Genomic DNA, 20,607 nt, shown 5'->3' with positions numbered 1-20,607 from the left:
GGATCGGGAATTCTCGGTCGCATCAGGCTCTGGCGGAATCGCCGGAGCCTTTTGTTTTTACGGGAAGCACTTCAACCCATAGCCGAGATAACGGCCAGCCGCATCCTTGGTCTAACTTCCAAGATGTCGTCGCTGAACTGCACGCTCAGCTCCGCAAACCCACGCCACGGCGCAGCAACCACAGCGCCAGCGCGCTGAGCACCGCGACAAAGCCCAGCATCAGCGCATAGGCCACCCAGATCGGCACGTCCGAGCTGCCGAGCAGGCCGTAGCGGAACGCGTTGACCATGTAGAAGATCGGGTTGGCATGGGTGGCCGCTTCGGCCCACGGCGGCAGCAATTTCACCGAATAGAACACGCCGCCCAGGTAGGTCAGCGGAGTCAGGATGAAGGTCGGCACGATCGCCACGTCGTCGAACTTCTTGGCGTACACCGCGTTGACGAAGCCGGCCAGCGAAAAGATGGTCGCGCCCAGCAGCACGGTGGTCAGGGTGACCAGCGGATGCGGGATGCGAACCGGGGTGAAGAACATCGCGATGATCAGCACCAACGCGCCCACCATCACCCCGCGCAGCACCGCGCCGGACACGTAGCCCCACAGGATCACCCAGTTGGGCATCGGGCTGACCAGCAGCTCTTCCACATGCCTGCCGAACTTGGCGCCGAAGAAACTGGAGGAGATGTTGCCGTAGCTGTTCTGGATCACGCTCATCATCACCAGGCCCGGCACGATGAACTGCATGTACGAGTAGCCGCCCATGTCGCCCACGCGCGAGCCGATCAGCCCGCCGAAGATCAAAAAGTACAGCGTCATGGTGATGGCCGGCGGTACCAGGGTCTGGCCCCAGATGCGCAGGATGCGCTGCACTTCGCGGCGCACGATGGTGCCCAGCGCAATCCAGTTGCGTTGGCGGGATGTGGCGGGCGTGACGGACATCGACGGCTCCGAAGGGCTCATGAGTGACCTGCCGGGCGCACAGGCGCCGCTGCAGCAGGGGCCGGGGTGGCGAGGCCCTCGCCGGGCCCGGTCAGGCGGACGAACAACTCTTCCAGGCGATTGCTCTTGGTGCGCATCGAGCGCACCCGGATGCCGGCATCGCCCAGCGCGGCGAACACGCGGTTGAGGTCCATCGCGCGCGGCATGTCCAGATCCAGCGTGTGGCCGTCGATGGCGGTGAGCGTGGTGCCTTCGATCGCCGGCAACTGCGCCGGCAGCTCACCGTCGATATCGAACAGGAAGCCTTCCACGTCGAGCTTGGCCAGCAGTTCGCGCATCGGCCCCTGGGTGACGATCTGGCCGTGGTTGATGATGGCCAGGTTGCGGCACAGGTGCTCGGCTTCTTCCAGGTAATGCGTGGTCAGGATGATGGTGGTGCCCGACGCGTTGATCTCCTTGAGCACGCGCCACATGTCGCGGCGGATCTCGATATCCACGCCGGCGGTGGGTTCGTCCAGGATCAGCAGGCGCGGCTGGGTCATCATGGCGCGGGCGATCATCAACCGCCGCTTCATGCCGCCGGACAGCGTGCGGCTCATCACCTGGGCCTTTTCCCACAGATGCGCCCGGCGCAGCTCCGCTTCGGCCAGGCGCTCGGCTTCCGCACGCGGCATGCCGTAGAAACCGGCGTAGTTCACCAGGATGTCGAAGGGTTTTTCGAACAGGTTGAAGTTGACCTCCTGCGGCACCAGGCCGATCAGTCGCATCGCATCGCTGCGATGGGCGACCAGATCGGTGCCGAACACCTCCACCTGCCCGCCGGACAGGTTCACCAGCGAGCTGATGATGCCGATCAGGGTGGATTTGCCCGCGCCATTGGGGCCGAGCAGGGCGAAGAAGTCGCCCGGCGCCACATCCAGCGAGACGCCCTTGAGCGCCTGGGTGCCGTTGTCGTAGGTCTTGCGCAGATCGCACACGCGCAGGGCGGGCGCACTGGGAGAGGGTGAATTCAAGATGGTCCTTCGCGCCGGGGTGCCGGCGCAGCGAGTTGCAGCCCGTTATTATAGAAGCCCGTGGGGGTTCGCCCCGATCACAGACTGTCCCAAATACGTTCGTGCCCGTTCAATTCCCCCTCAAGCTTGTCGACCGGCGCATGATTGCGCCCACCGTGGCCCACTGCCAGTTCGTGCGTGACGACGGGCAGCCGCTGGATTTCCAGCCCGGGCAGTTCATCCAGATCCACTTCAACGGCGCCGATGGCACCCCGACCAAGCGCAGCTATTCGCTGGCGACCATCCACGATCACGCGTTCGGACCGGGCGAGGCGGTGGATATCGCGGTGAGTTTCGTGCCCGGCGGCTCGGCCACCGCGCTGTTCGAAGGCCTGCAGATTGGCGACCAGGTGCAGGCAAGCGGCCCCTACGGGCGTTTCTGCCTGCCACCGGGCGATGCCAACCAACGTTATGTGCTGATCGCCACCGGCACCGGCGTTACCCCGTACCGCTCGATGTTGCCGCTGCTGGCCGAGGCGATCGCCACCCGCGGCGTGCAGGTGCTGCTGCTGCAGGGCGCACGCACGCCGGCCGAGCTGTTGTACGGCGACGACTTCCGCGCGTTTGCCGACGCGCACCTGCAGTTCCGCTACGTGCCGTGCTTGTCGCGCGAGCTGCCTGCCGCGCCGCATGCCGATGTCCGGCATGGCTATGTGCAGCAGCATCTGCCCGAATTCGCGCCCGATGCGCAGACCGATATCGCCTACCTGTGCGGTAACCCGGACATGGTAGATACCTGCGTCGAGGCGCTGAAGGCTGCCGGCCTGACGAATGCGCAGATCCGTCGCGAGAAATACGTCAGCCCGACGCCGCCGAAAACCTGAGCACCCAGGTCTTCGGCGCAGCGGTACCCTCGGCAACTGCACCGCATGCAAAGTGCATGCGGTTGCGCATACGCGGCGCTATGCCTGCGCTGCATGCAGCGCAGGGCGCTGCAGCTCGACGGTGATGTGCACCAGTTCTTCGTGGATCTGCAAGGCGTTGCGCACCGTATCGGCGTCGATGTCCGCAGCAGTCACTAGGCTGACGATGCAGGCGTAGCGGTCGCTTCCGACCCGCCAGACATGCAGGTCGGCGATGTCGATCGCATGTGGGAGTTCGGCGATGACCTGCCTTACTTCCGCCACTACCGGCGCGTCCATCTCCGCATCCAGCAGCACGCCGCCGGTGCTGCGCAGCAGCCCCCACGCCCACGCGGTGACCAGTACCGCACCGACGATGCCCATGATCGGATCCAGCCACGTCACGCCCCAATGCATGCCCGCGACCAAGGCCACGATCGCCAGCACCGAGGTGGCGGCATCGGCCACCACGTGCAGATACGCCGCGCGCAGATTGAGATCGGCGTGACCGTGGCGGTGGGCATGATCATGCTCACCATGACCATGACCATGACCATGACCATGGTCGTGGTCGTGGTCGTGGTCGTGGTCGTGACCGTGATGATGCCCATGCGAGTCGCGCAACCACCACGCACAGATCAGATTCACCAGCAGGCCGACGACCGCGATGACCGTCGCTTCCTGATAGTGAATGGGCTTGGGCGAAAACAGCCGTTCCACCGACTGGAACGCCATCAGGCCGGCGACGCCCAGCAGCAGCATCGCGCTGGTATAGCCCCCCAGCACCTCGACCTTCCAGGTGCCGAAGGTAAAGCGCACGTCGCCGGCATGGCGCCGCGCGAAACGGTAGGCGAACAACGCCAGTCCCAGCGCAAGCGCGTGCGAGCTCATATGCCAGCCATCGGCGAGCAGGGCCATGGAGTTGAGCGTCCAGCCGCCGACGATTTCCACCACCATCATGGCCACGGTCAGGATCACCGCCTTGCGGGTGCTGCGCTCCGCCAACGGGTTGGTGCCGGCAAAGCGGTGCGACTGCGCGCAGTGGGGCGCGGTGTGCGTGGTCGACATTGGTGGGAGCTCTGGCTACGATACCCCCACAGGGTATCTGAGATACCCCCATGGGGTATAGCGCAATGTCACATCTGAACCACGACAAATCCAGGCTGCTGGCGCGCGTGCGCAGGATCCGCGGCCAGGTGGAAGGGCTGGAGAAAGCCTTGGCGCAAGACGTGGACTGCACCGCGCTGTTGACCCAGGTCGCCGCTTTCCGTGGTGCGGCGCAAGGGCTGATGGTCGAGCTGCTCAGCGAGCACCTGCGGCATCACGTGGCCGCGCCGGACGTGCTGGGCGACAGGGAGCTGGCGGTCGACGATGTCGCCGCCATCCTCAAGACCTATCTGAAGTGACCTCGCCGCTGGCGTGATGGCGCGCCACCGATTGCCTGCGCACCAGCGTCCATCGCTGCGCTGCCAGCCACAGCCACAGCGATGGCGTGGCTGCAGCCTCGATTGCGCATCGCTCAGCGCGGTTGCAAGGTCACCAGCACGACATCGTTGCTACGCATCGGCACGCTGACCTCCACCACGCCATCGGCGCCGACACGGATGCGTTTGTCCTGTTCGGGCGTGTCGCGCGTTGCCTGCTGCAGTTGGCTCAACTGTTTCTGGTTCAACGCCTTGGGCAGGCCCATGTCGATGTAGAGCGACAGCGGGTCGTTGCGGCGGTAGCCGGTCTTGCGCACCTGCAGGGTGTAGTTGCCGGCAGGCACCTGGGTCATGCGCAGATGCAATGGTACGCTATCGGTGGCAGCGACCAGCTTGGTATAGAACGGGGTATTGCTCACCGCCTGCACCGGCTGCTGCCAGTCCCACACCAGCGCGGCGATGCGCTTGCCATCCACCGCCGCCAGCGCATGCGCATCGGCCAGCGGAATCTCGCGGCCCTGCAGCGCGTTCAAATACTTGTAGGCAAACCATGCCGGCTTGCGAATGCCTTCTCGATTCATCAGCCCGAACCCGCCGTGGAACGGCGTCGGTGGCGGGCCGGGTTCTTCGAACAGATCGGTATAGGTCCAGTAACTCATGCCCTGCACCAGGCCTTGCACCTGCTTGAGCTTGGTCAGGATATAAGGCGCATTGACATAGCTGTCGTGGACATAATCGCGCGGCGTGTAGCTGCTGCTCCACTCGGTGAAATACAGTGGCAGATCCGGAAATGGCGAGGCCTGGATCTGCGCGTGCACGCGGCGCACATCGCCGACGATGGCATCCGGCGATGCGGACAGTTTGACGTCCTGCTTGCCGTCTTCATCGAGAAAGCCGCCGTCCACGCCGTAGGTATGCGTGGTGACGAAGTCGATGGGCAACTTGTTCCTGGCAACGAAAGTCAGCAGTTCCGGCACCCAGTCCGCACCGGCCGTGGATGGGCCGCCAACGCGCAGCTGCGGGTCGATCGCCTTGATCGTGCGTGCGGTGTTGGCATACAGATCGAAATAGGCCTGCTGATCGGCGTTTTCCCAGAAATCCTTCAGATTCGGCTCGTTCCACACCTCGAAATACCACTGCCGCACTTCATCGGCACCGTAGCGGTCGCGGATATGCCGCACATACGCATCGATCAACTGGGTCCATTTGGCCGGATCCGGATGCGAGGTATTGCCCTTCCAGTAGAACAGCGTTTGCTCGGAGGTCTTCATCGCAGCTGGGGTAAAGCCCAGCTCGACAAACGGGCGGATGCGCTTGGCCAGCAATGCGTCGTAGAGCTGATCCAGCTTGGTCCAGTCGTAGACCAGTTTGCCGTCCACTTGCTTGACGGTGCCAAGCGCATCGTGGAAGACATCGTGGAAGCGGAGATAGCGAAATCCCAATTCCTGCACGGCAGGCACCAGGTGCGCCTGCGTATCGGCGCGGATCAGCGTGCCCGGAAAATCCGAGCCTACCGACAGCGTGGCGAAACGATCCACCGGTGCGCCGGCGGTGGAAAGATCCACCTGAACGTCGCGCGCTGCGGCGGCGTGCGCCAGTGCCGGCAATCCAGTGCTACAGGCCAGTGTCATCGCAAGCAAGGTGCGTAACCGCATCGTCTCTCCTGATGTGTGTATGCAACGACCCATGCGCTACGTGCGTGCGCAAGGACTGCGCGCAGGCGTTCTGCGGGCGGTCGCCGCCGGAACTCAAGAATAACGGAATGCGTGGGCTAACCATCGCTGCCAGCTGGAGTCCGCGTGCGCCAGCAGGCGCGCAGTCGCGTTCGTTCGCGGTCGCATCGGTTGCATGAGGCAAGCAGCGGCGGTAGCGGTGGCAGCGTGGCGCGACTGTGCGTGAGGGCAGCGCGGTCTGGCGCTCTTCGCAGGAACGAGTGCTTGGCAGCGGGGCCGCACCTGGTCGCAATCACTGCCGCAGTCCTGACGCAGCTGATCGATTTCCGCCACAGCAGTCAGCGGTCAGCGTCCAGGCGAGACACCAGCGCGATCCCTGGCGGGCATCGCTTGCCCAGGGTGATCTGGTTGAGTCGGGCCCAGCTGCGTGCGGCCGTGGTGTTTCCAATGTGGTCTTGACGATGCGACACATCGTCAAGACCACTGCCTGCATCAACACATCCGCAGAGGGTGTGCTAGCCCTGCTGTTCTTCGACTCCTGCGATCGCTTGGTGAACCATCAGGCTATCGACATACTGCTCCATGCTCAGGATCTTGCCGTCCTTGAGCCGATACAGATGCGCGAAGGTGGCGCGCATGAACTTTCCGGTCTTGGCGTAGGTGCCGGAATATGTACCAAACGCTGCGACATAGTCCCCGTCGGCCAAGTAAGTGTGGACCTCGGCCTTGTAGCCCACCCACTCGGTCGCGAGCCGATGAAAGACATGCTCGAAGACTTCTGCCGGACCGGTGTAGGTCCCTGCGTATGGGAAGCCGGCCGCCTCTGTCCAGGTGGCGTCAGGCGCTAACGCGGCAGACAGGTGCTTGCCGTTGTCTTCCGAAGAACCCTCATAGGTTGCTCGGATGATGTCCAGATTGGTCTTCATCGGATCAACCCCACTTCATCTCACCCTTGGCGACCTTGGCACCAATCTGCAGTGCCGTGCCCATGCCGGCTCCCGGATAGCGCCTGGTCATGGCCTCGATGAGCGCGGAACTATCGGATGCCTTGCCCAGCTCTTCCTCGAATGCCAGCAGGTAATCGCGCGTGTAGCGGATCGCCGAGGCGTCGGTCGCTGCGCCCGGTGCCATATGTCCAGGAATCACCACCGCCGGTTTGCGGGCCGCCATTGCATCGAGTGTCTTGATCCAGGCCTGGCGGCCCTGGGCACTCGGTGTGTCGGCTGTCCATACATGCACCCCAGAGAACACCAGCACGCCACCGAAGATCGCGTCCAGCGATTTGAGCGCGAGGTAACGGCGATTGGCCAGGCCGTCTGCATCCACGATGGCGATGGACTGGCCTTCCAGCGAGAGCGCGTTGCCGTCGAATGCGTCCGGCATCACGATGTCTGCAAGCGTCTGCGGCCCGTTGTCCTTGAGCTGGGGCCCCCAGGTCGCAAGCTTCTTCTCGACGCTGCTCTTGATGGCCGCGACGGTGGCAGATGCCGCGATGATGCGCGCATCGGGAAACGCAGCCTTGATCGGGCCCAGGCTGAAGTAATAGTCAGGGTCGCTTTGGCTGACGTAAATCGTGGTCAGTGTCTTGCCACCGGCCTTGATTGCATCAACCAGCGCCTTGCCATCGGGTAGCGTGAAGCCGCCATCGACCAGCACGGCGTCGCGCTTGCCGGAGATCAGGACCGGGGCACGGAAAAACCCATTCTCACCCGCGGGAAAGTGCTGCAGCTTTAAGGGCGCCTGTGCGGCCATGGCGCTGTTGACGGAAGGGGCAGCTGAGGCGATACCTGCCACGGCAATGGTTTTAATGACTTCTCTGCGTGTGGTCATGATCCGTTCCTTTTAGGAGAGATGAAGCGTTGTCTTCAAGCGGCCTGAAGTTGACGTTTGAATGCACTTGGATCGGTGTAGGCGGCATGTGCGTCTATCAGCCATCGCTTCCCGCCGGATTCAGCGATGAACGTCGGTACGCCTTGGGCGCCGAACTCACGCATCAGCGCTTGCGCACCTTCGATGCGCGTTCGATTCGCGGCCAGAAGCTGTGCATCTGCCTGCGCCAGCCGCGTGGCGGCGTCCGCAAGGTGCAGCTCTTCCAGAAGCCTGACCAGCCCGGCAGTGGTGGTCACGTCTTTCCCGTCCACGTAGCGAGCCTGCTGAATGGCCGTCAGCGTCTTCAGTTGCTGTGCCGGTGCTACCAGGGACACAGCAGTCAGCGCCAATGTAGCTGCACCACTATCGAAGCGCTGCTGGCGATCGCCGAGAACCTCCTGGCGATAACGTTCGGTGAAGCGCTGCCCGGTCAGATGTTCAATGCGTTGATCGTTAGCCCAGGCAAAGCCGGCGAAGTGATCGTCCATCGCCCGCGCACCCATGCCGGCGAACAAACCGGAAGGCCGAAGCTTGATCGCGATGCCGGGCTCGGCGGCCAGTGAGGAAACGGTCGCCGCTGCGCCATAGCACCAGCCGCACAACGGGTCGAACAGATAGTGCAAGGTGGTGTTCATGGGCATTCCTTGTGACTGTCAGACACATCCTAGAGACCCATAATTGATCGATAAATACATACGTGATAAATACATCGTATGTTGAAAGCATCCAATCAAGCGGGGGACAGGCCAGGCGACCTTGGCAATCTTCGTCGCCTGGCCTACTTCGTCGCCGTGGTGGAAACCGGGTCGTTCACCGCGGCGGCCGAGCGCCTGGGCATCACCAAGGCGGTAGTGAGCCAACAGGTCGCCCGACTGGAACGCGAGTTTCGGACCTCTCTACTGGTGCGTACCACGCGTAAGGTGCAAGCCACCGATGTGGGGCAGGAGTTCTACGAGCGCTGTGCGGTGATCCTGCGCGAGGCGGAGCATGCATTTGACGGCTTGGCCGATCGATCTGCCGAGCCATCGGGCGTGTTGCGGCTTACCGCACCGTTCGACTATGGCGTGGGAGTGGTTGTGCCTGCGATCGCTGCATTCACTAAGCGCTACCCCACCTGCAAGGTAGATGCCATGCTCAGCGACCAGACGCTGGATTTGATGTCCAGGAACATCGAGGTTGCCATCCGTGTCGGATGGCTGGCCGAAACAAGTGAACAAGCTCGAAAAATCGGTACCTTCCGCCAGCTGCTTGTCGCTTCCTCATCCATGGCAGCAGAGCTTGCAACGCTCCAGAGCCCGGCCGACATCATCGCGTTACCCTTCGTCGCCAACACTGCGTTGCATGATCATTTGCGATGGACCTTCTCCTCGGACCAGCAGCACACCCAGGTGGTGCACGTGCAGGCATCCATTTTTCTCGATGCCACGATGGCTGTGCGCGAAGCGGTGTGTCAGGGTGCCGGGCTGTCCGTGCTTCCAGACTATGTGGTTGCCAACGACCTCGCCGCAGGGCGTCTGATTGAGGTGCTTCCGCATTGGTGCCTGCCGTCCGGAGGCATCCATGCGGTATTTCCTGCTGCACGGTATCGCCCGTCCAAGGTGCGTGCATTTGTGGATTTGCTCATCGAGCGAGAAGCCTTGCGACAAGCCACGCAAGGCTATATCCGCGGTTGAGCAAGGATGGCCTTGATGGCAGGCGCCACCTCGGTGCCCAGCAACACGATTGAACGTTGCATGGCCTCGGTCTGCAGCATGGCCGAGCTCATCTGGAAGGTAAGGCGCGCAATACCGCCGAGCGCTGCGTTTGCAGCAAGAATCTTCTCGCGCACCGTATGCGGGTCGCCGATGAGAAAGGCACCGCCAGGGCCGCACATCTCGTCGAACTGAGCGCGTGTGGCGGTCGACCAGCCCCGCTCGCGGCCTATCTCGGTAAACATGTGTGCCCAACCCGGGAAAAACGCATCTCGCGCATCGGTGTCGGTGTCGCCCACAAAACCCATGGCGTGGATGCCAACCTTGAGGACATCGGGTGCATGCCCCGCGTTGCGGCCTGCCTCCCGGTACAGATCGACGAGCGGACGAAAGCGCTCGAAGCTGCCACCGATGATCGCTACCATCAGTGGCAAACCCAGGCTGCCCGCGCGAACGAACGATTGCGGCGTGCCGCCAACGCCGAGCCAGATCGGCATCGTTGCCTGGTGCGGTCGCGGGAAGATGCCCTGGCCATTGAGCGGTGGTCGAAAGCGTCCGCGCCAGGTGAGGTGGGTGTCGGCGCGCAGTTTCAACAACAGGTCGAGCTTCTCGGCGAACAGCGCGTCGTAGTCTTCCATTGCAAAGCCGAACAAGGGATAGGCTTCGCCGAAGGAGCCGCGCCCCACGACGATCTCTGCGCGCCCCTTGGCGATCAGATCGATCGTTGCGAACTCCTGGAAAACCCGCACCGGATCGGCTGCACTGAGCACCGTGACGGCACTGGCGAGCCGGATGCGTTGCGTGCGTGCCGCCGCCGCCGCAAGAATGACCGTGGGCGCGGAATCCAGAAACTCCTGACGGTGATGTTCGCCGATACCGAAGACGTCGAGCCCGGCGCGATCGGCAGTTTCCACCTCTGCAAGCAGGGCAGCCATCCGCTCGGTGGGCGATACCATCTGTCCTGTCGCAGGGTTGGGGATGGTCGCGGCAAAACTGTCGATTCCGATTTCCATCGAAAATCCTCTTGGTCGAGTTGTACAGCCAATTTGCAACGCAGTGCGCACACCCCCACCTGCCAGGTCACAGCGCGTCCGGCGGCAGGTGACCAGCAAGCATCACGGCGTTCTTCCAAGCAGGCGAGCGGCGTTCTGGCGGTAGATCGCCGGACGCGACAGCCCGGTGACGTCCATGGCCTCCAGCGCCGCGCTGAACGTGTCGAGTCCGAAGTCCGGTGCCATCGGGAAATCGGTCCCGAAGACGATGCGCCCAGGATCTGCCACCTGGGCCAGGGCGGCAAACGTCGCCGCGCCCGCCGCCAGTGCGGTGTCGTAATAGAACGCCCGAAATGCCTTGGCCGGGTCGCCGATCCGGTCGATGACGCCCGGCATCATCTGCAGGCTGAGCGCGATACGCGGGAACAGGAACGGCAACGCACCGCCTGCGTGCGACAGGATGAAACGGATCCCGGGAAAGCGCGACAGGACCCCGGCGATGATCAGGCTTGTCGCGGTCCGCGTGGTTTCGAACGGAAATTCCAGCACGGACGCCGGTGCAACGCGGGGCAAGCTGTAGGACGGCTCGTTGGGATGAATCAGCACCACCACGCCACGGCGGTCGAGTTCGTCCCACAGCGGCGTGAACCGCTCGTCCCCAAGGTAGGCTCCCTCGTAACTTGTGAACACGATGAAACCGTCGGCCTTGAGCGTATCCAGGGCATAGGCGGCTTCCGCAAGGCTGGCGTCCATGTCGGGCAAGGGCAGGCTGGCAAACGCGCCAAAACGGCCTGGATACTTCTGGCGTAGATCGGCCGCAGCGTCATTGCAGCCGCGTGCGATCGTCCCCTGGCGATCGGTCATCGGGACCGAGGAAACCGACAGGATGCCTTCGGCGATGCCAGCAGCGTCCATCATCGCGATCGCCTTGTCGGGCGACCATTCTGGTGCACGCTTGTTCGGCATCTGCGCTGCAAGCACGTCCATGCCGACCGCGTCGACATAGACCTTGGGGAAGAAGTGCTGGTGCGTGTCGATCTTGTTGAATGACATGATGGCTCCCTGATTGGCATACGCCGCGACGCGCAGCGCTGGATGAATCGGCGCGGCCTGGCGTCGAGCATCCGAAGGGTCGTCACCTGATCGGTGGCGAGAAGGGTGGGCTGCTCAGGAAATCTTGTACTGCCCGCCGTCCACCGGAAGCGCCTGGCCAGTAATGAACGCTGCATCGTCGCTGGTCAGAAAACAGACCGAGCCGGCGATATCCTCAGGCTCGGCAAAACGCTTGATCGCCTGGTGCTGCCAGGTCTGGCGTTTCTCCTGCTCGGGCATCTCCCGGGTCAGGCGCGTATTGGTGATGGAGGGGAGCACCGCATTGACGGTGATACCGAAATCGGCAACATCGTTGGCCAATCCCCGCACGAACCCGATGACTCCCATCTTCGAGGCCATGTAGTGGCTCATGCCCGGGATGGCCAGTCCGATGGAGTTGGACGATATGTTGACGAAACGGCCCCAGTTGTTCTTGCGCATCTGAGGCACGAACTGTTTGGCGCTCAGAAAGTGCGCGTCGAGATTGATGGAGAAGGTCTTCTTCCATTGCTCCCAGTCAAGCTCGTCGATCAGCTTCGGGCTGCCGATGCCGGCATTGTTCACCACGATGTCGGTGCGGCCGAAGCGTTGCTGTACCTGCTGATCGATCCGCTCCCAATCCGCAGCGCTGGTGACATCGCCGGTAACGATCAGGCTGTCGCCGGCGAGCATGCCGGCGGTATCGTGTGCTTGCTCGATGTCCAGCAACACCAGCCGGGCACCATGCGCGGCGAGCTTGACTGCAATGGCCTGACCAATCCCGCGGGCGGCGCCTGTCACGACGGCAACGCGGCCATCGTGGCTCAATTTCATCGGTGTCATGTCGGTTCCTTGAAAGTCAATTAGGTACGCAACGCAAGCGACGCGGTGGTGCTGTGCCTTCCGCCCGAGGGGCGGCCAACACAACACCTGCTCAGTGCGCGGTGCGGCACGCACCGCGCTGGCGGTGGGCGCCACATGTCCGCGACCTGACGCCGCGTGCGACGCTCTGCCGGTCGCGCTTCGCTCAGAACGGGTATTGCTCTTCGTTCTTGCTGTGCCGGGCGTTGATCCAGATCGTATCGGTGAAATCGTTCATGCAATCCGGCCCGGTGCGACCCCAGCCGCTGTCGCGCACGCCACCCATCGGCACATGCGCCTCGTCGTTGACGGTTGCGGTATTGACGTTGACCACGCCGGCCTGGATCCGCGGCGCCAGCTCCAGGCCACGGTAGGTGTCGCCACTCAGGATCGAGGCAACCAGGCCATACGCGGTACGGTTTGCGACCCTGACAGCGTCTTCGACGCTATCAACGGGTTCGACGATGACCACCGGACCAAAGGTCTCTTCATTGGAGATCGTCGCCTCATAGGGAACATTGGTCAGGATGGTCGGTTGATAGACCTGGCCTTCGAACGTCCCGCCTGTCTCTATCCGCGCGCCCATCGCGACGGCTTCCTGCACACCTTTATGGACTTTTTCGATCGCGGCCTTGTTGATCAGTGGCCCGATCAGGGTGGCAGGATTGGACGGGTCGCCCATGGGGAGCTCGCGGGCGCGCTGGACGAACTTTTCAAGGAATTCATCATGCAGCTTGCGTGCAATGATGATCTTGCGCGTGTTCATGCAGATCTGTCCTTGATGGAAGAATGCTCCGAACGTCGCAGTGCGCACCGCGAAATCGACATCCACATCGTCCAGCACGATCAGCGGGTTGTAGCCGCCCAATTCCAGCACGGTACGCTTGAGCGTGCGCCCGGCACGCTCGGCCAGTATCCGCGCAGTCTGTACGCCGCCGATCAGGTTGATGCCACGCACATGTGCCGATGCGAACACCGCATCGGAGATCGCGCCGGCGCCGCCAGGCGCATGCGGCACGACGTTGATGACACCGGCCGGAAAGCCGGCTTCTTCGGTAATGCGCGCAACCATCAACCCTGCCGAAACCGGCGCAAATTCCGACGGTTTGATAATGACCGTATTGCCGGCAGCGAGCGGCCCAAGCGCTGCACGCCACGACAGGATATTGGCCCCGTTCCAGGGCGTGAAGCAGGCGATTACGCCGAGCGGGCGGCGAATGCTGAAGGACAGGCGGCCGGTGACATCGCTTGGAAAGGTCTCGCCCTTGGGGTTGTAGATCCAGCCCGCCGCCGCTTCCAGGTTCTGGACGACCAGGCTTTGCTGGAAGCGCGCAAAGGAAATGGTGCTGCCCGTTTCGCGCGACAGGATATCGGCGATTTCTTCCGAGCGTTGGCGATAGATGGCGGCGGCCTTCAGAAACAACGCAGCCTTCTTCGCAGGCGGCATCGCTGCCCAGGCCGGAAACGCCTGCTGAGCCGCTTCGATGGCGGTATTGGCTTCCTCCGCGCCACAGTTGGCAACATGGGACATCAGTTTGCCGCTGTAAGGCTCGAACACATCGAAGCTGGTGGTGCCGGACGACTGTTTCCATTGGCCACCGGAAAAGTAGCCATGATCTTGAATCGTGCTCATTTCACACCTTTATTGGGTTGGTCAGATGCTTGATTGCGGACGTCGAGATCCATCGCGCCACGGGTCTGCCGCAGCGCGTTGGTTTTTTCCACAGTGATTGCGAGGTTTTAGATGAACATGCCGCCGGAGGCTTCGATACGTTGTGCGTTGATCCAGCCATTGCCGTCTGACAGCAGTCCGGCAATCACCGGTCCAATGTCATCTGGCAGGCCCACACGACCAAGCGCAGTCTGCGTGGAGATCAGCGTGTTGAGTGCTGCGTTGTCGCGCACCACACCACCGCCAAAATCGGTCTCGATGGCGCCTGGCGCCACCGCATTGACGGTGATGCCGCGTGGGCCAAGTTCCTTTGCCAGGTAGCGGGTGAAGACCTCGATGCCGCCTTTCATCATCGCGTAGGCCGCATACCCTGGCAGCGCGAAGCGGGTCAGCCCACTCGACAGGTTGACGATGCGGCCACCGTCTGCGATGAGCGGCAGCAACGCTTGGGTCAGGAAAAACACGCCCTTGAGATGAACCGCCATCAATTGATCGAACATGGCCTCCGTGCTCTGTCCGATTGGCGCTGCCAGCCCGATACCTGCATTGTTGACCAGGAAGTCGATGTGGTCGCGCGACCAGGTTGCAGTGAGACTTGCACGTAATCTGGCGACGAACTCGGGAAACGCGCTGATCTCTGCGGTATCGAGGCGAAGCACGGCTGCTTTTCTGCCAAGCTGCTCCACTTCGCGCGCGACCTCACGCACGCTGTGTTCCTGCGACGTGTAGGTCAGCACGACATCGACCCCGTTGCGTGCAAGAGCCAGTGCCGTACTGCGGCCGAGCCCGCGGCCGCCGCCGGTGATCATTGCCAACTTGGGTGTATTTTCCGCCATTGTCCTTTCCTTCGGGCGTGCGCCGTCACACCGCGGTGCCGCAGGCTACTTTGGCGCTGACATTCATGGAGAGACGTTGAATCCAGGCCGCTGCGGCCTGTGGCAACCTGCACGCCTTGCCTGGGCGATGCGTGCAGGCTCCCAGCGATCGCGCGCTTAGAACTTTGCGTCGCTCAATGCGGCAAGAAACGCCATCGGATTCCAGTACTCGCGGTAATTGACCACCAGGCCATTCTTGAACGTCACCACCGTGGCATAGCTCATTTCATACGGGTTGCCGTTGGAGATGACCGTACCCGATGCACTCCACTCGGCGATCGCCACGTTGGGGTCGTCGGTGGCATGGATCTTCAGGCTCGGGATAGTCTTGACGTCGATTACGTTCGGGTAATTGCGCAGGTACTCGTAGATCGCTGCGCGACCGACCAGTTTCCTGGACGACACGTCGGGTGCGAACGGGAACTCGACGACGACATTCTCGTCGCACAGTTCTGACCAGCCTTTCATGTCCTTGGCCAGAAACGTGTCCAGGGTGCGCTTCAGAAGCTGGACGGCGGTGTGGGTGTCTGGGTGGCTCATGCGTTGCTCCGGTGGGTTTGTGGTGTGGCTGGGTCAGGCCTTTGGCCAGACCCAGTTGGATGCGATACGTTCGGCCAGCATCATGGTGGGAAACGCTGTCGCGACCGAAGGGACGTCTGGCCAGATCGATGCATCGACGACGCGCAATCGCTCGACGCCGCGGACGCGGCCATCGGTATCGACCACGGCAGTCGGATCGCGCTCGCCGCCCATCGGCACAGTGGAGGTTGGATGTTGATAGGTCGCCACGCTGGCAGGCAGCGTGGCATCCAGAGCGGCGCGATCGCTGGCAGCCGCGCCGGGCGCGAGCTCGCCGCCGACGACATCTGCAAATGGTTGATGCCGGGCGATGTCGCGGATCATCTCCACGCCGTCGATCAAGCGTTCCCGATCGCCTGGATCACTGAGGAAGCCAAGATCGATGATGGGTGCCGCCTGAGGGTCGCGGCTGGCGATGGTCACAGAGCCGACCGACCGCGGGCGCACCAAGGCCGCGAACAGCAGGAACATCGCGGTGTCGGATGACTGCCCATTGGCGGGCAACGCCGCGGTGCTGATATTGAGGTCGGCTTCATCCCCGACCGCATGCTGCGATTGCGTCCACAGCATGGCGCCGATGGGCGGGTACGGCAGCCCGACCGCCTCCTTCTTGATCGACCACACGGTCGGTACCAGCGGGTGGTCCTGCAGGCGACGGCCAACCGGCAGGTCGGCAACGACATCGATACCGAGGCCGCGCAGCGTGTCGCCAGGGCCGATGCCAGAGCGCATCAGGATCGCAGGACTGGCGTAGGTGCCTGCCGACAGAACGACGGTGTCAGCACGAATCACCTCGCCACCGGCCAGACGGACTCCGATGGCGCGCCTGCCTTCCAGTACGACGGCATCGACCAGCACCTGGTCGCGAATGGTCAGGTTGGTGCGCGCACGCACCGCCTCGCTCAACAGCGTCATGCCGGTCGTCAGCCGCACCCCCATGCGTGTGTTCATGACATAAGGACCGACGCCCAGTGGATCTGCGGTCGCAAACCCGGCCGAGCGTTGATGGCCGGCGGCGAGGGCGGAGGCAATGAAGGCGCGATGCTGGTCCGACACTTCCTCGTCGCCGAGCTGATGGACGGGGAAAGGACCGTCGTGGCCGGCGCCACCGCTGCCGGAGGTACGCTCCAGCGACTGGTAGAACGGCTGGGTGGCGTCCCAGCTCAATGCCTGCAGATCGTAGTCCCGGGCCCAGCGCTCGTGGTCCGACTTCGGCAACCGCATCGCCACTGCACCGTTGATCGCCGACGAGCCCCCAAGCACCTTGCCGCGATTGAGCGGCATGCTTCTGCCAAGCAGCCCGGGCTGCGATTGAAAGCCCCAGTTGTGCTGCGAGTCGCCGCCCACCAGGTCCTGACGCCGCACGGCGTCCGGATAAGCGTCGGGTGCATAGGCCACGCCTGCCTCGATCAGCAGAACGCGACGCGAGGAATCGGCACTCAGCCGGTTGGCCAGCACGGCGCCGGCGGACCCACCCCCAACGATGATCAGGTCGTAGGGGGAACCCGACGAATCGACGACGCCCGCCTTGTTGGAACGAGGCTGCGGTAGATCCTCACCGGTGCTTCCTGCGGCGTTACGATCGATCATCGGCAGTGGCTCCCAAACGTGTGGCGGCGATGCTGACATCCGCGCGTTGTAGTCAACAAGCCTGTATTTTTCGATGCGATCCATCGGTTAATCCGTTGGATGAGCCGGTAAGCACAAATCACAGAAGGCGCCAACATGCTGGATGGTCTATCGCTCGATCAATTGAGAACTTTCATCGCCTCAGCCGAAGAAGGCAGCTTTTCTTCGGCGGGCAGACGCCTTCGACGCACCCAGTCCGCCATCTCGGAAACCATGAACAATCTTGAACGGCAGCTTGGCGTGCGCCTGTTCGATCGGCAGGGGCGATATCCCAAGCTGACCCCGGAAGGGAGGGTGCTCCTGGCGGACGCGAGAACCATCATGGCGGGCGTGGAGAATCTGAAAGCCCGGGCGAAAGGGATATCCGCGGGGCTGGAGCCTGAGCTCGTTGCAGTGATCGACGTCTTTTTCCCGATCACTGCCATGGCAGAGGTTGCCCACGAATTTCGGATCCAGTTTCCGGATACGCCGCTGCGGCTATTTGTCGAGGCGCTGGGTGGCGCGATGCAGCCGGTTGTCGATGGCCGGGCCAGCTTTGGTGTTGTCGGGTCCTTGCAGATGTTGCCTAGTGGCCTGGAGTCGGAACAAGTTGCCACCATCGACTTTGTCAGGGTGGCCGCCAGTCATCATCCGCTTGCCAGCTATGACGGGCCGATCCCGCGCGAGGAGCTTGCCAAGCATGTGCAACTGGTGTTGACGGACCGATCGAGCATCTCGGAAGGGCAGGAGTTCGGTGTGCTGTCTCCGCTGACCTGGCGGCTGGCGGACCTGTTTACCAAGCATGCTTTTCTTGTCAGCGGTCTGGGTTGGGGCGGCATGCCGTTTCACGCGGTTTCAAAAGACATCGCTGAAGGACGGCTGGTTGTGCTCCCGATCGAGGGGATGCCGGTGGGAGGGCATCGGATGCCCATCTCGGCGATCTATCGCATGAGCGCCCCGCCGGGGCCTGCAGGTCGCTGGATGATTGAGCGTCTGAAGCAGTGCACCAGGGGTCGGCAGGTCGCAACGGACCTGGCGCAGTAGCCGGGCATGGGCGATCGGTGCGTCGAATGACGCCCGGACGAGCAGAAACAAAAAAGCTGGACACACCCAAAAAAGTGTATTAGTGTTTGTTACACACATTCACTAGATCGACCTCAGGACATGCCGACCAGCAGCCGTTTCGCCGTTGCCACCCACATCCTCACTGCGCTTGCAGTGGGCGACGGCACGCCGATGCGTTCGGACGATCTGGCGTATTCGGCCAACACCGGTGCCGTTGTCATCCGTGGGCTGCTGTCACGCCTCAGCGAGGCAGGGCTGACGCGCTCGCAACTTGGCGCCGGTGGTGGCGCGATGCTGGCCAAACCGGCGAAACAGATCAAGCTGTTGGACGTCTATGCGGCTGTGGAGGACACGGAGCTGTTTTCGGTGCATCGGACGCCGCCCTGCGAGAACTGTGCGGTGGGCGGCAACATCCTGGCCGCGCTTGAACCGACATTGACCCGAGCTCGCAAAGCACTGGAAGGCGAGCTTGGGAAAACAACCATCGCGGATTTGGCCCGCGACGTCGCTCGGCTGGGAAACTTCTCGATTCCCCTGGTCTGGTAATGTTTTTGTCTTAAATGTCGTTAAGTCGACGACACACATGCAATTTGCGGAATCAAGGCGACAACAGAGCTGCCAGTGGCTTGGGGTGCTGGCGACTTCACTCACTTCTACAACCCCTCACTTCAATCACTTCAATCACTTCAATCACGTCAACAGGATATGGATCATGAGCATCGGCATTATTGGTTCTGGCGCGCTGGGCGCCAACGTCGCACGTGCACTCGCCAAAAAAGGAATTGCAGCATCGATTTCAAACAGCCGTGGGCCGGCTTCGCTCGCTGCGCTGGTCGATGAGCTTGGCCCCTCGATCACCGCAGTCACCACAGCCGAAGCGGCGAGCGCCGACATCGTGATTGCTGCGATACGCTGGGTCGATGCCGAGAACGTCATGACTGGCCTGCCGGCGTGGAATGGACGCATCGTGATCGACGGCACCAATCCGGTGGAGTTTATCGATCCGGCTTCTCCGGACGCCAACGATCCGAACAATCCACTGGCAGCCTACGGCATCAAGGCAGTGGATCTGGCGGGCAAGCACTCGAGCGAGGTCTTCAAGCAGTTCGTGCCAGGGGCAAGGGTGGTCAAGGCGTTCAATCACCTCGACGTCAATGTCCTGGCCGAGCCCGAAGTCGCCGGTGGCAAGCGGGTGCTGTTCTATTCCGGGGACGACGCTGCCGCCAAGGCCGAGGTCCACGCACTCATCGACGCGATGGGCTTTGCGCCGGTCAACCTCGGATCGCTCGATGTCGGCGGGCCGCTTGCATCGCTTCCTTTCGGCTCGCTATCCGCACAGAACTTCGTAAAGCTCTGAGCGTATCGCACAAGGTTGCGGACGGATCGAGTTCCATTTCATCCGTCCGTGCTGTGTTGCAAGTCGCTAAGACTTGCACACAGCTGAGAGGCTGCTGAAATACCAACGCCCATCTGCCGCTGGCTGGAGCATTGTCGATACCGGTGACCCCTGCCGATCGGGCATGTCAGCGAAACAAGCACTGTTCCCCTGCACTATGGCATCCAGGCTTCCCGGTATGCTCCGCTTGATGCCCTCGCCCGGGTTGGCAGGGCCTGCGGTCATCCGGCGTCGCTGAGATGGCCACACCATTTTGAGAGTGCATCTGTCAGCAGGTCGGCCCGGAGCTGCGCGTCAACGCAGGTCTCTTTCAGCCGTCGATTCTCCTAAGGTAGCTCTTCGAGCCGGGACACCATCGAGGCGTCCATGTCGCCAAAGCTGGTGCCATGTCTAAGACGTCAGCGAGCTGATCCCTTCTTGTCAGCATAGGGCAGACGGTAAGCCACCCTCGGCTGCTTGAAAGCGGCGATGATCTGGCTGTCGGTGAAGCAGACCTTTCATGGGATCTGTTCGTTTCAGCCCGCCAAGGGATTGATCGCCGGCGTGGTCCAGATTTCCGCAGGAACCCGCTGCAGCGCCTGCAGACGCCGCCCACCGCCGTGCAACTGATCGACGCGCTAATTGGACCTTCGCAGCGCCCGCGCGCCATTGACGCGTTTTCGCGGTCAATGGCGCTCAACGCGAAGCTGCACCGAGGACGACCCGCCATACGATGGCACGGCCATATATGCTCCTGCGACCGAACACCGCATGCGGTGCTGCGACGATTGGTGCGTGTGAATGAACAGGTGTCTCAGGCAGGCGTGCGCTTGGTAGAACCCGGAAATGCACAGGTTGGAAGCAGAAATTGCATGCTCATTAGGTTGTACTGCGCCCGGCCGCGCATGGATCGTGCAGGGCGCAGGTCTGCCTTTATGAGGCTGCGCTCCAGCGCAGCGACAGGAGCAGATTCCATGCAATCAGCGACGTCGCCGTAATGCAAGGCTCGATCCAGCCTTTT

At 62.5% G+C, this 20,607-nt stretch carries 20 protein-coding genes; 6 read left to right on the top strand and 14 right to left on the bottom strand.

The features are described 5' to 3' along the window. Nucleotides 1-145: 145 nt before the first annotated feature. Both FHY19_RS15645 and FHY19_RS15640 read right to left on the bottom strand, forming a co-directional pair. Nucleotides 146-958, bottom strand: coding sequence for an ABC transporter permease (locus tag FHY19_RS15645; protein ID WP_259157341.1), 813 nt, complete (start codon nt 956-958; stop codon nt 146-148). Continuing rightward, complete coding sequence (locus FHY19_RS15640) at nt 955-1,950, bottom strand: ABC transporter ATP-binding protein (RefSeq protein ID WP_259167116.1); 996 nt, start codon at nt 1,948-1,950, stop codon at nt 955-957. Before FHY19_RS15640 ends, FHY19_RS15645 begins: the two co-directional genes overlap by 4 nt. Before the next feature lie 35 nt (nt 1,951-1,985). On the opposite strand from FHY19_RS15640, the gene FHY19_RS15635 reads away from it, so the two are divergent. Continuing rightward, complete coding sequence (locus FHY19_RS15635) at nt 1,986-2,813, top strand: ferredoxin--NADP reductase (protein ID WP_259167114.1); 828 nt, start codon at nt 1,986-1,988, stop codon at nt 2,811-2,813. A gap of 78 nt (nt 2,814-2,891) precedes the next feature. Here FHY19_RS15635 and dmeF read toward each other — a convergent pair whose 3' ends face one another. After that, nucleotides 2,892-3,899, bottom strand: coding sequence for a CDF family Co(II)/Ni(II) efflux transporter DmeF (dmeF, locus tag FHY19_RS15630; RefSeq protein ID WP_259167113.1), 1,008 nt, complete (start codon nt 3,897-3,899; stop codon nt 2,892-2,894). A gap of 65 nt (nt 3,900-3,964) precedes the next feature. Between dmeF and FHY19_RS15625 the strand changes: the two genes are divergently transcribed. Next, the gene (locus FHY19_RS15625) at nt 3,965-4,237 is read left to right on the top strand and encodes a metal/formaldehyde-sensitive transcriptional repressor (protein ID WP_259167112.1); all 273 of its coding nucleotides are present in this window, start codon (nt 3,965-3,967) and stop codon (nt 4,235-4,237) included. Nucleotides 4,238-4,350: 113 nt separating this feature from the next. Here the strand turns inward: FHY19_RS15625 and FHY19_RS15620 are convergent, their stop codons facing one another. The 4 genes from FHY19_RS15620 to FHY19_RS15605 all read right to left on the bottom strand — a co-directional run bounded on the left by FHY19_RS15620 (nt 4,351) and on the right by FHY19_RS15605 (nt 8,432). Then, on the bottom strand, nt 4,351-5,910 hold the full coding sequence (locus FHY19_RS15620) for a beta-xylosidase (protein ID WP_259167111.1): 1,560 nt from the start codon (nt 5,908-5,910) through the stop codon (nt 4,351-4,353). A gap of 533 nt (nt 5,911-6,443) precedes the next feature. Further along, entirely contained in the window at nt 6,444-6,854 is a 411-nt protein-coding gene (locus tag FHY19_RS15615) for a nuclear transport factor 2 family protein (protein WP_259157335.1), read from the bottom strand. 4 nt (nt 6,855-6,858) lie between these two features. Beyond that, a complete protein-coding gene (locus FHY19_RS15610; protein ID WP_259167109.1) occupies nt 6,859-7,758 on the bottom strand; it encodes an MBL fold metallo-hydrolase in 900 nt (299 codons plus the stop codon). Between the two features lie 35 nt (nt 7,759-7,793). Next, complete coding sequence (locus FHY19_RS15605; RefSeq protein WP_259167106.1) at nt 7,794-8,432, bottom strand: DsbA family protein; 639 nt, start codon at nt 8,430-8,432, stop codon at nt 7,794-7,796. A 78-nt stretch (nt 8,433-8,510) separates the two neighbouring features. On the opposite strand from FHY19_RS15605, the gene FHY19_RS15600 reads away from it, so the two are divergent. After that, entirely contained in the window at nt 8,511-9,470 is a 960-nt protein-coding gene (locus tag FHY19_RS15600) for a LysR family transcriptional regulator (RefSeq protein ID WP_259167104.1), read from the top strand. Here the strand turns inward: FHY19_RS15600 and FHY19_RS15595 are convergent. From FHY19_RS15595 to FHY19_RS15565, 7 genes are all read right to left on the bottom strand, one after another. Beyond that, nucleotides 9,455-10,501: an LLM class flavin-dependent oxidoreductase gene (locus FHY19_RS15595; RefSeq protein ID WP_259167103.1), complete on the bottom strand. Its 1,047-nt coding sequence runs from the start codon at nt 10,499-10,501 to the stop codon at nt 9,455-9,457. The two genes, FHY19_RS15600 and FHY19_RS15595, sit on opposite strands and share 16 nt — an antisense overlap. Nucleotides 10,502-10,603: 102 nt before the next feature. Continuing rightward, complete coding sequence (locus FHY19_RS15590; RefSeq protein WP_259167102.1) at nt 10,604-11,533, bottom strand: amidohydrolase family protein; 930 nt, start codon at nt 11,531-11,533, stop codon at nt 10,604-10,606. 114 nt (nt 11,534-11,647) lie between these two features. Continuing rightward, on the bottom strand, nt 11,648-12,379 hold the full coding sequence (locus tag FHY19_RS15585; RefSeq protein WP_259167101.1) for an SDR family NAD(P)-dependent oxidoreductase: 732 nt from the start codon (nt 12,377-12,379) through the stop codon (nt 11,648-11,650). Between the two features lie 199 nt (nt 12,380-12,578). Then, nucleotides 12,579-14,045, bottom strand: a complete 1,467-nt coding sequence (locus FHY19_RS15580; protein WP_259167100.1) for an aldehyde dehydrogenase family protein — start codon at nt 14,043-14,045, stop codon at nt 12,579-12,581. Between the two features lie 107 nt (nt 14,046-14,152). Then, a complete protein-coding gene (locus tag FHY19_RS15575) occupies nt 14,153-14,920 on the bottom strand; it encodes an SDR family oxidoreductase (RefSeq protein ID WP_259167099.1) in 768 nt (255 codons plus the stop codon). Between the two features lie 156 nt (nt 14,921-15,076). Next, the gene (locus FHY19_RS15570; protein WP_259157322.1) at nt 15,077-15,499 is read right to left on the bottom strand and encodes a nuclear transport factor 2 family protein; all 423 of its coding nucleotides are present in this window, start codon (nt 15,497-15,499) and stop codon (nt 15,077-15,079) included. Between the two features lie 33 nt (nt 15,500-15,532). Continuing rightward, nucleotides 15,533-17,212 (bottom strand): GMC oxidoreductase, encoded by a 1,680-nt coding sequence (locus FHY19_RS15565; RefSeq protein WP_259167098.1) that lies wholly within the window; start codon nt 17,210-17,212, stop codon nt 15,533-15,535. 51 nt (nt 17,213-17,263) lie between these two features. Between FHY19_RS15565 and FHY19_RS15560 the strand changes: the two genes are divergently transcribed. The 3 genes from FHY19_RS15560 to FHY19_RS15550 all read left to right on the top strand — a co-directional run bounded on the left by FHY19_RS15560 (nt 17,264) and on the right by FHY19_RS15550 (nt 19,568). Further along, nucleotides 17,264-18,190 carry a LysR family transcriptional regulator gene (locus FHY19_RS15560; protein WP_259167097.1) on the top strand — a complete coding sequence of 309 codons (927 nt, stop codon included), beginning with the start codon at nt 17,264-17,266 and terminating at the stop codon, nt 18,188-18,190. A gap of 120 nt (nt 18,191-18,310) precedes the next feature. Continuing rightward, complete coding sequence (locus tag FHY19_RS15555) at nt 18,311-18,757, top strand: Rrf2 family transcriptional regulator (protein WP_259157316.1); 447 nt, start codon at nt 18,311-18,313, stop codon at nt 18,755-18,757. Between the two features lie 166 nt (nt 18,758-18,923). After that, a complete protein-coding gene (locus FHY19_RS15550) occupies nt 18,924-19,568 on the top strand; it encodes an NAD(P)-binding domain-containing protein (RefSeq protein WP_259167096.1) in 645 nt (214 codons plus the stop codon). Nucleotides 19,569-20,607: the final 1,039 nt, after the last annotated feature.

The sequence above is a fragment of the Xanthomonas sp. 4461 genome (assembly GCF_024806475.1).
Classification (GTDB): domain Bacteria; phylum Pseudomonadota; class Gammaproteobacteria; order Xanthomonadales; family Xanthomonadaceae; genus Xanthomonas; species Xanthomonas arboricola_F.
This window is presented reverse-complemented; position numbering and strand designations above follow the sequence as displayed.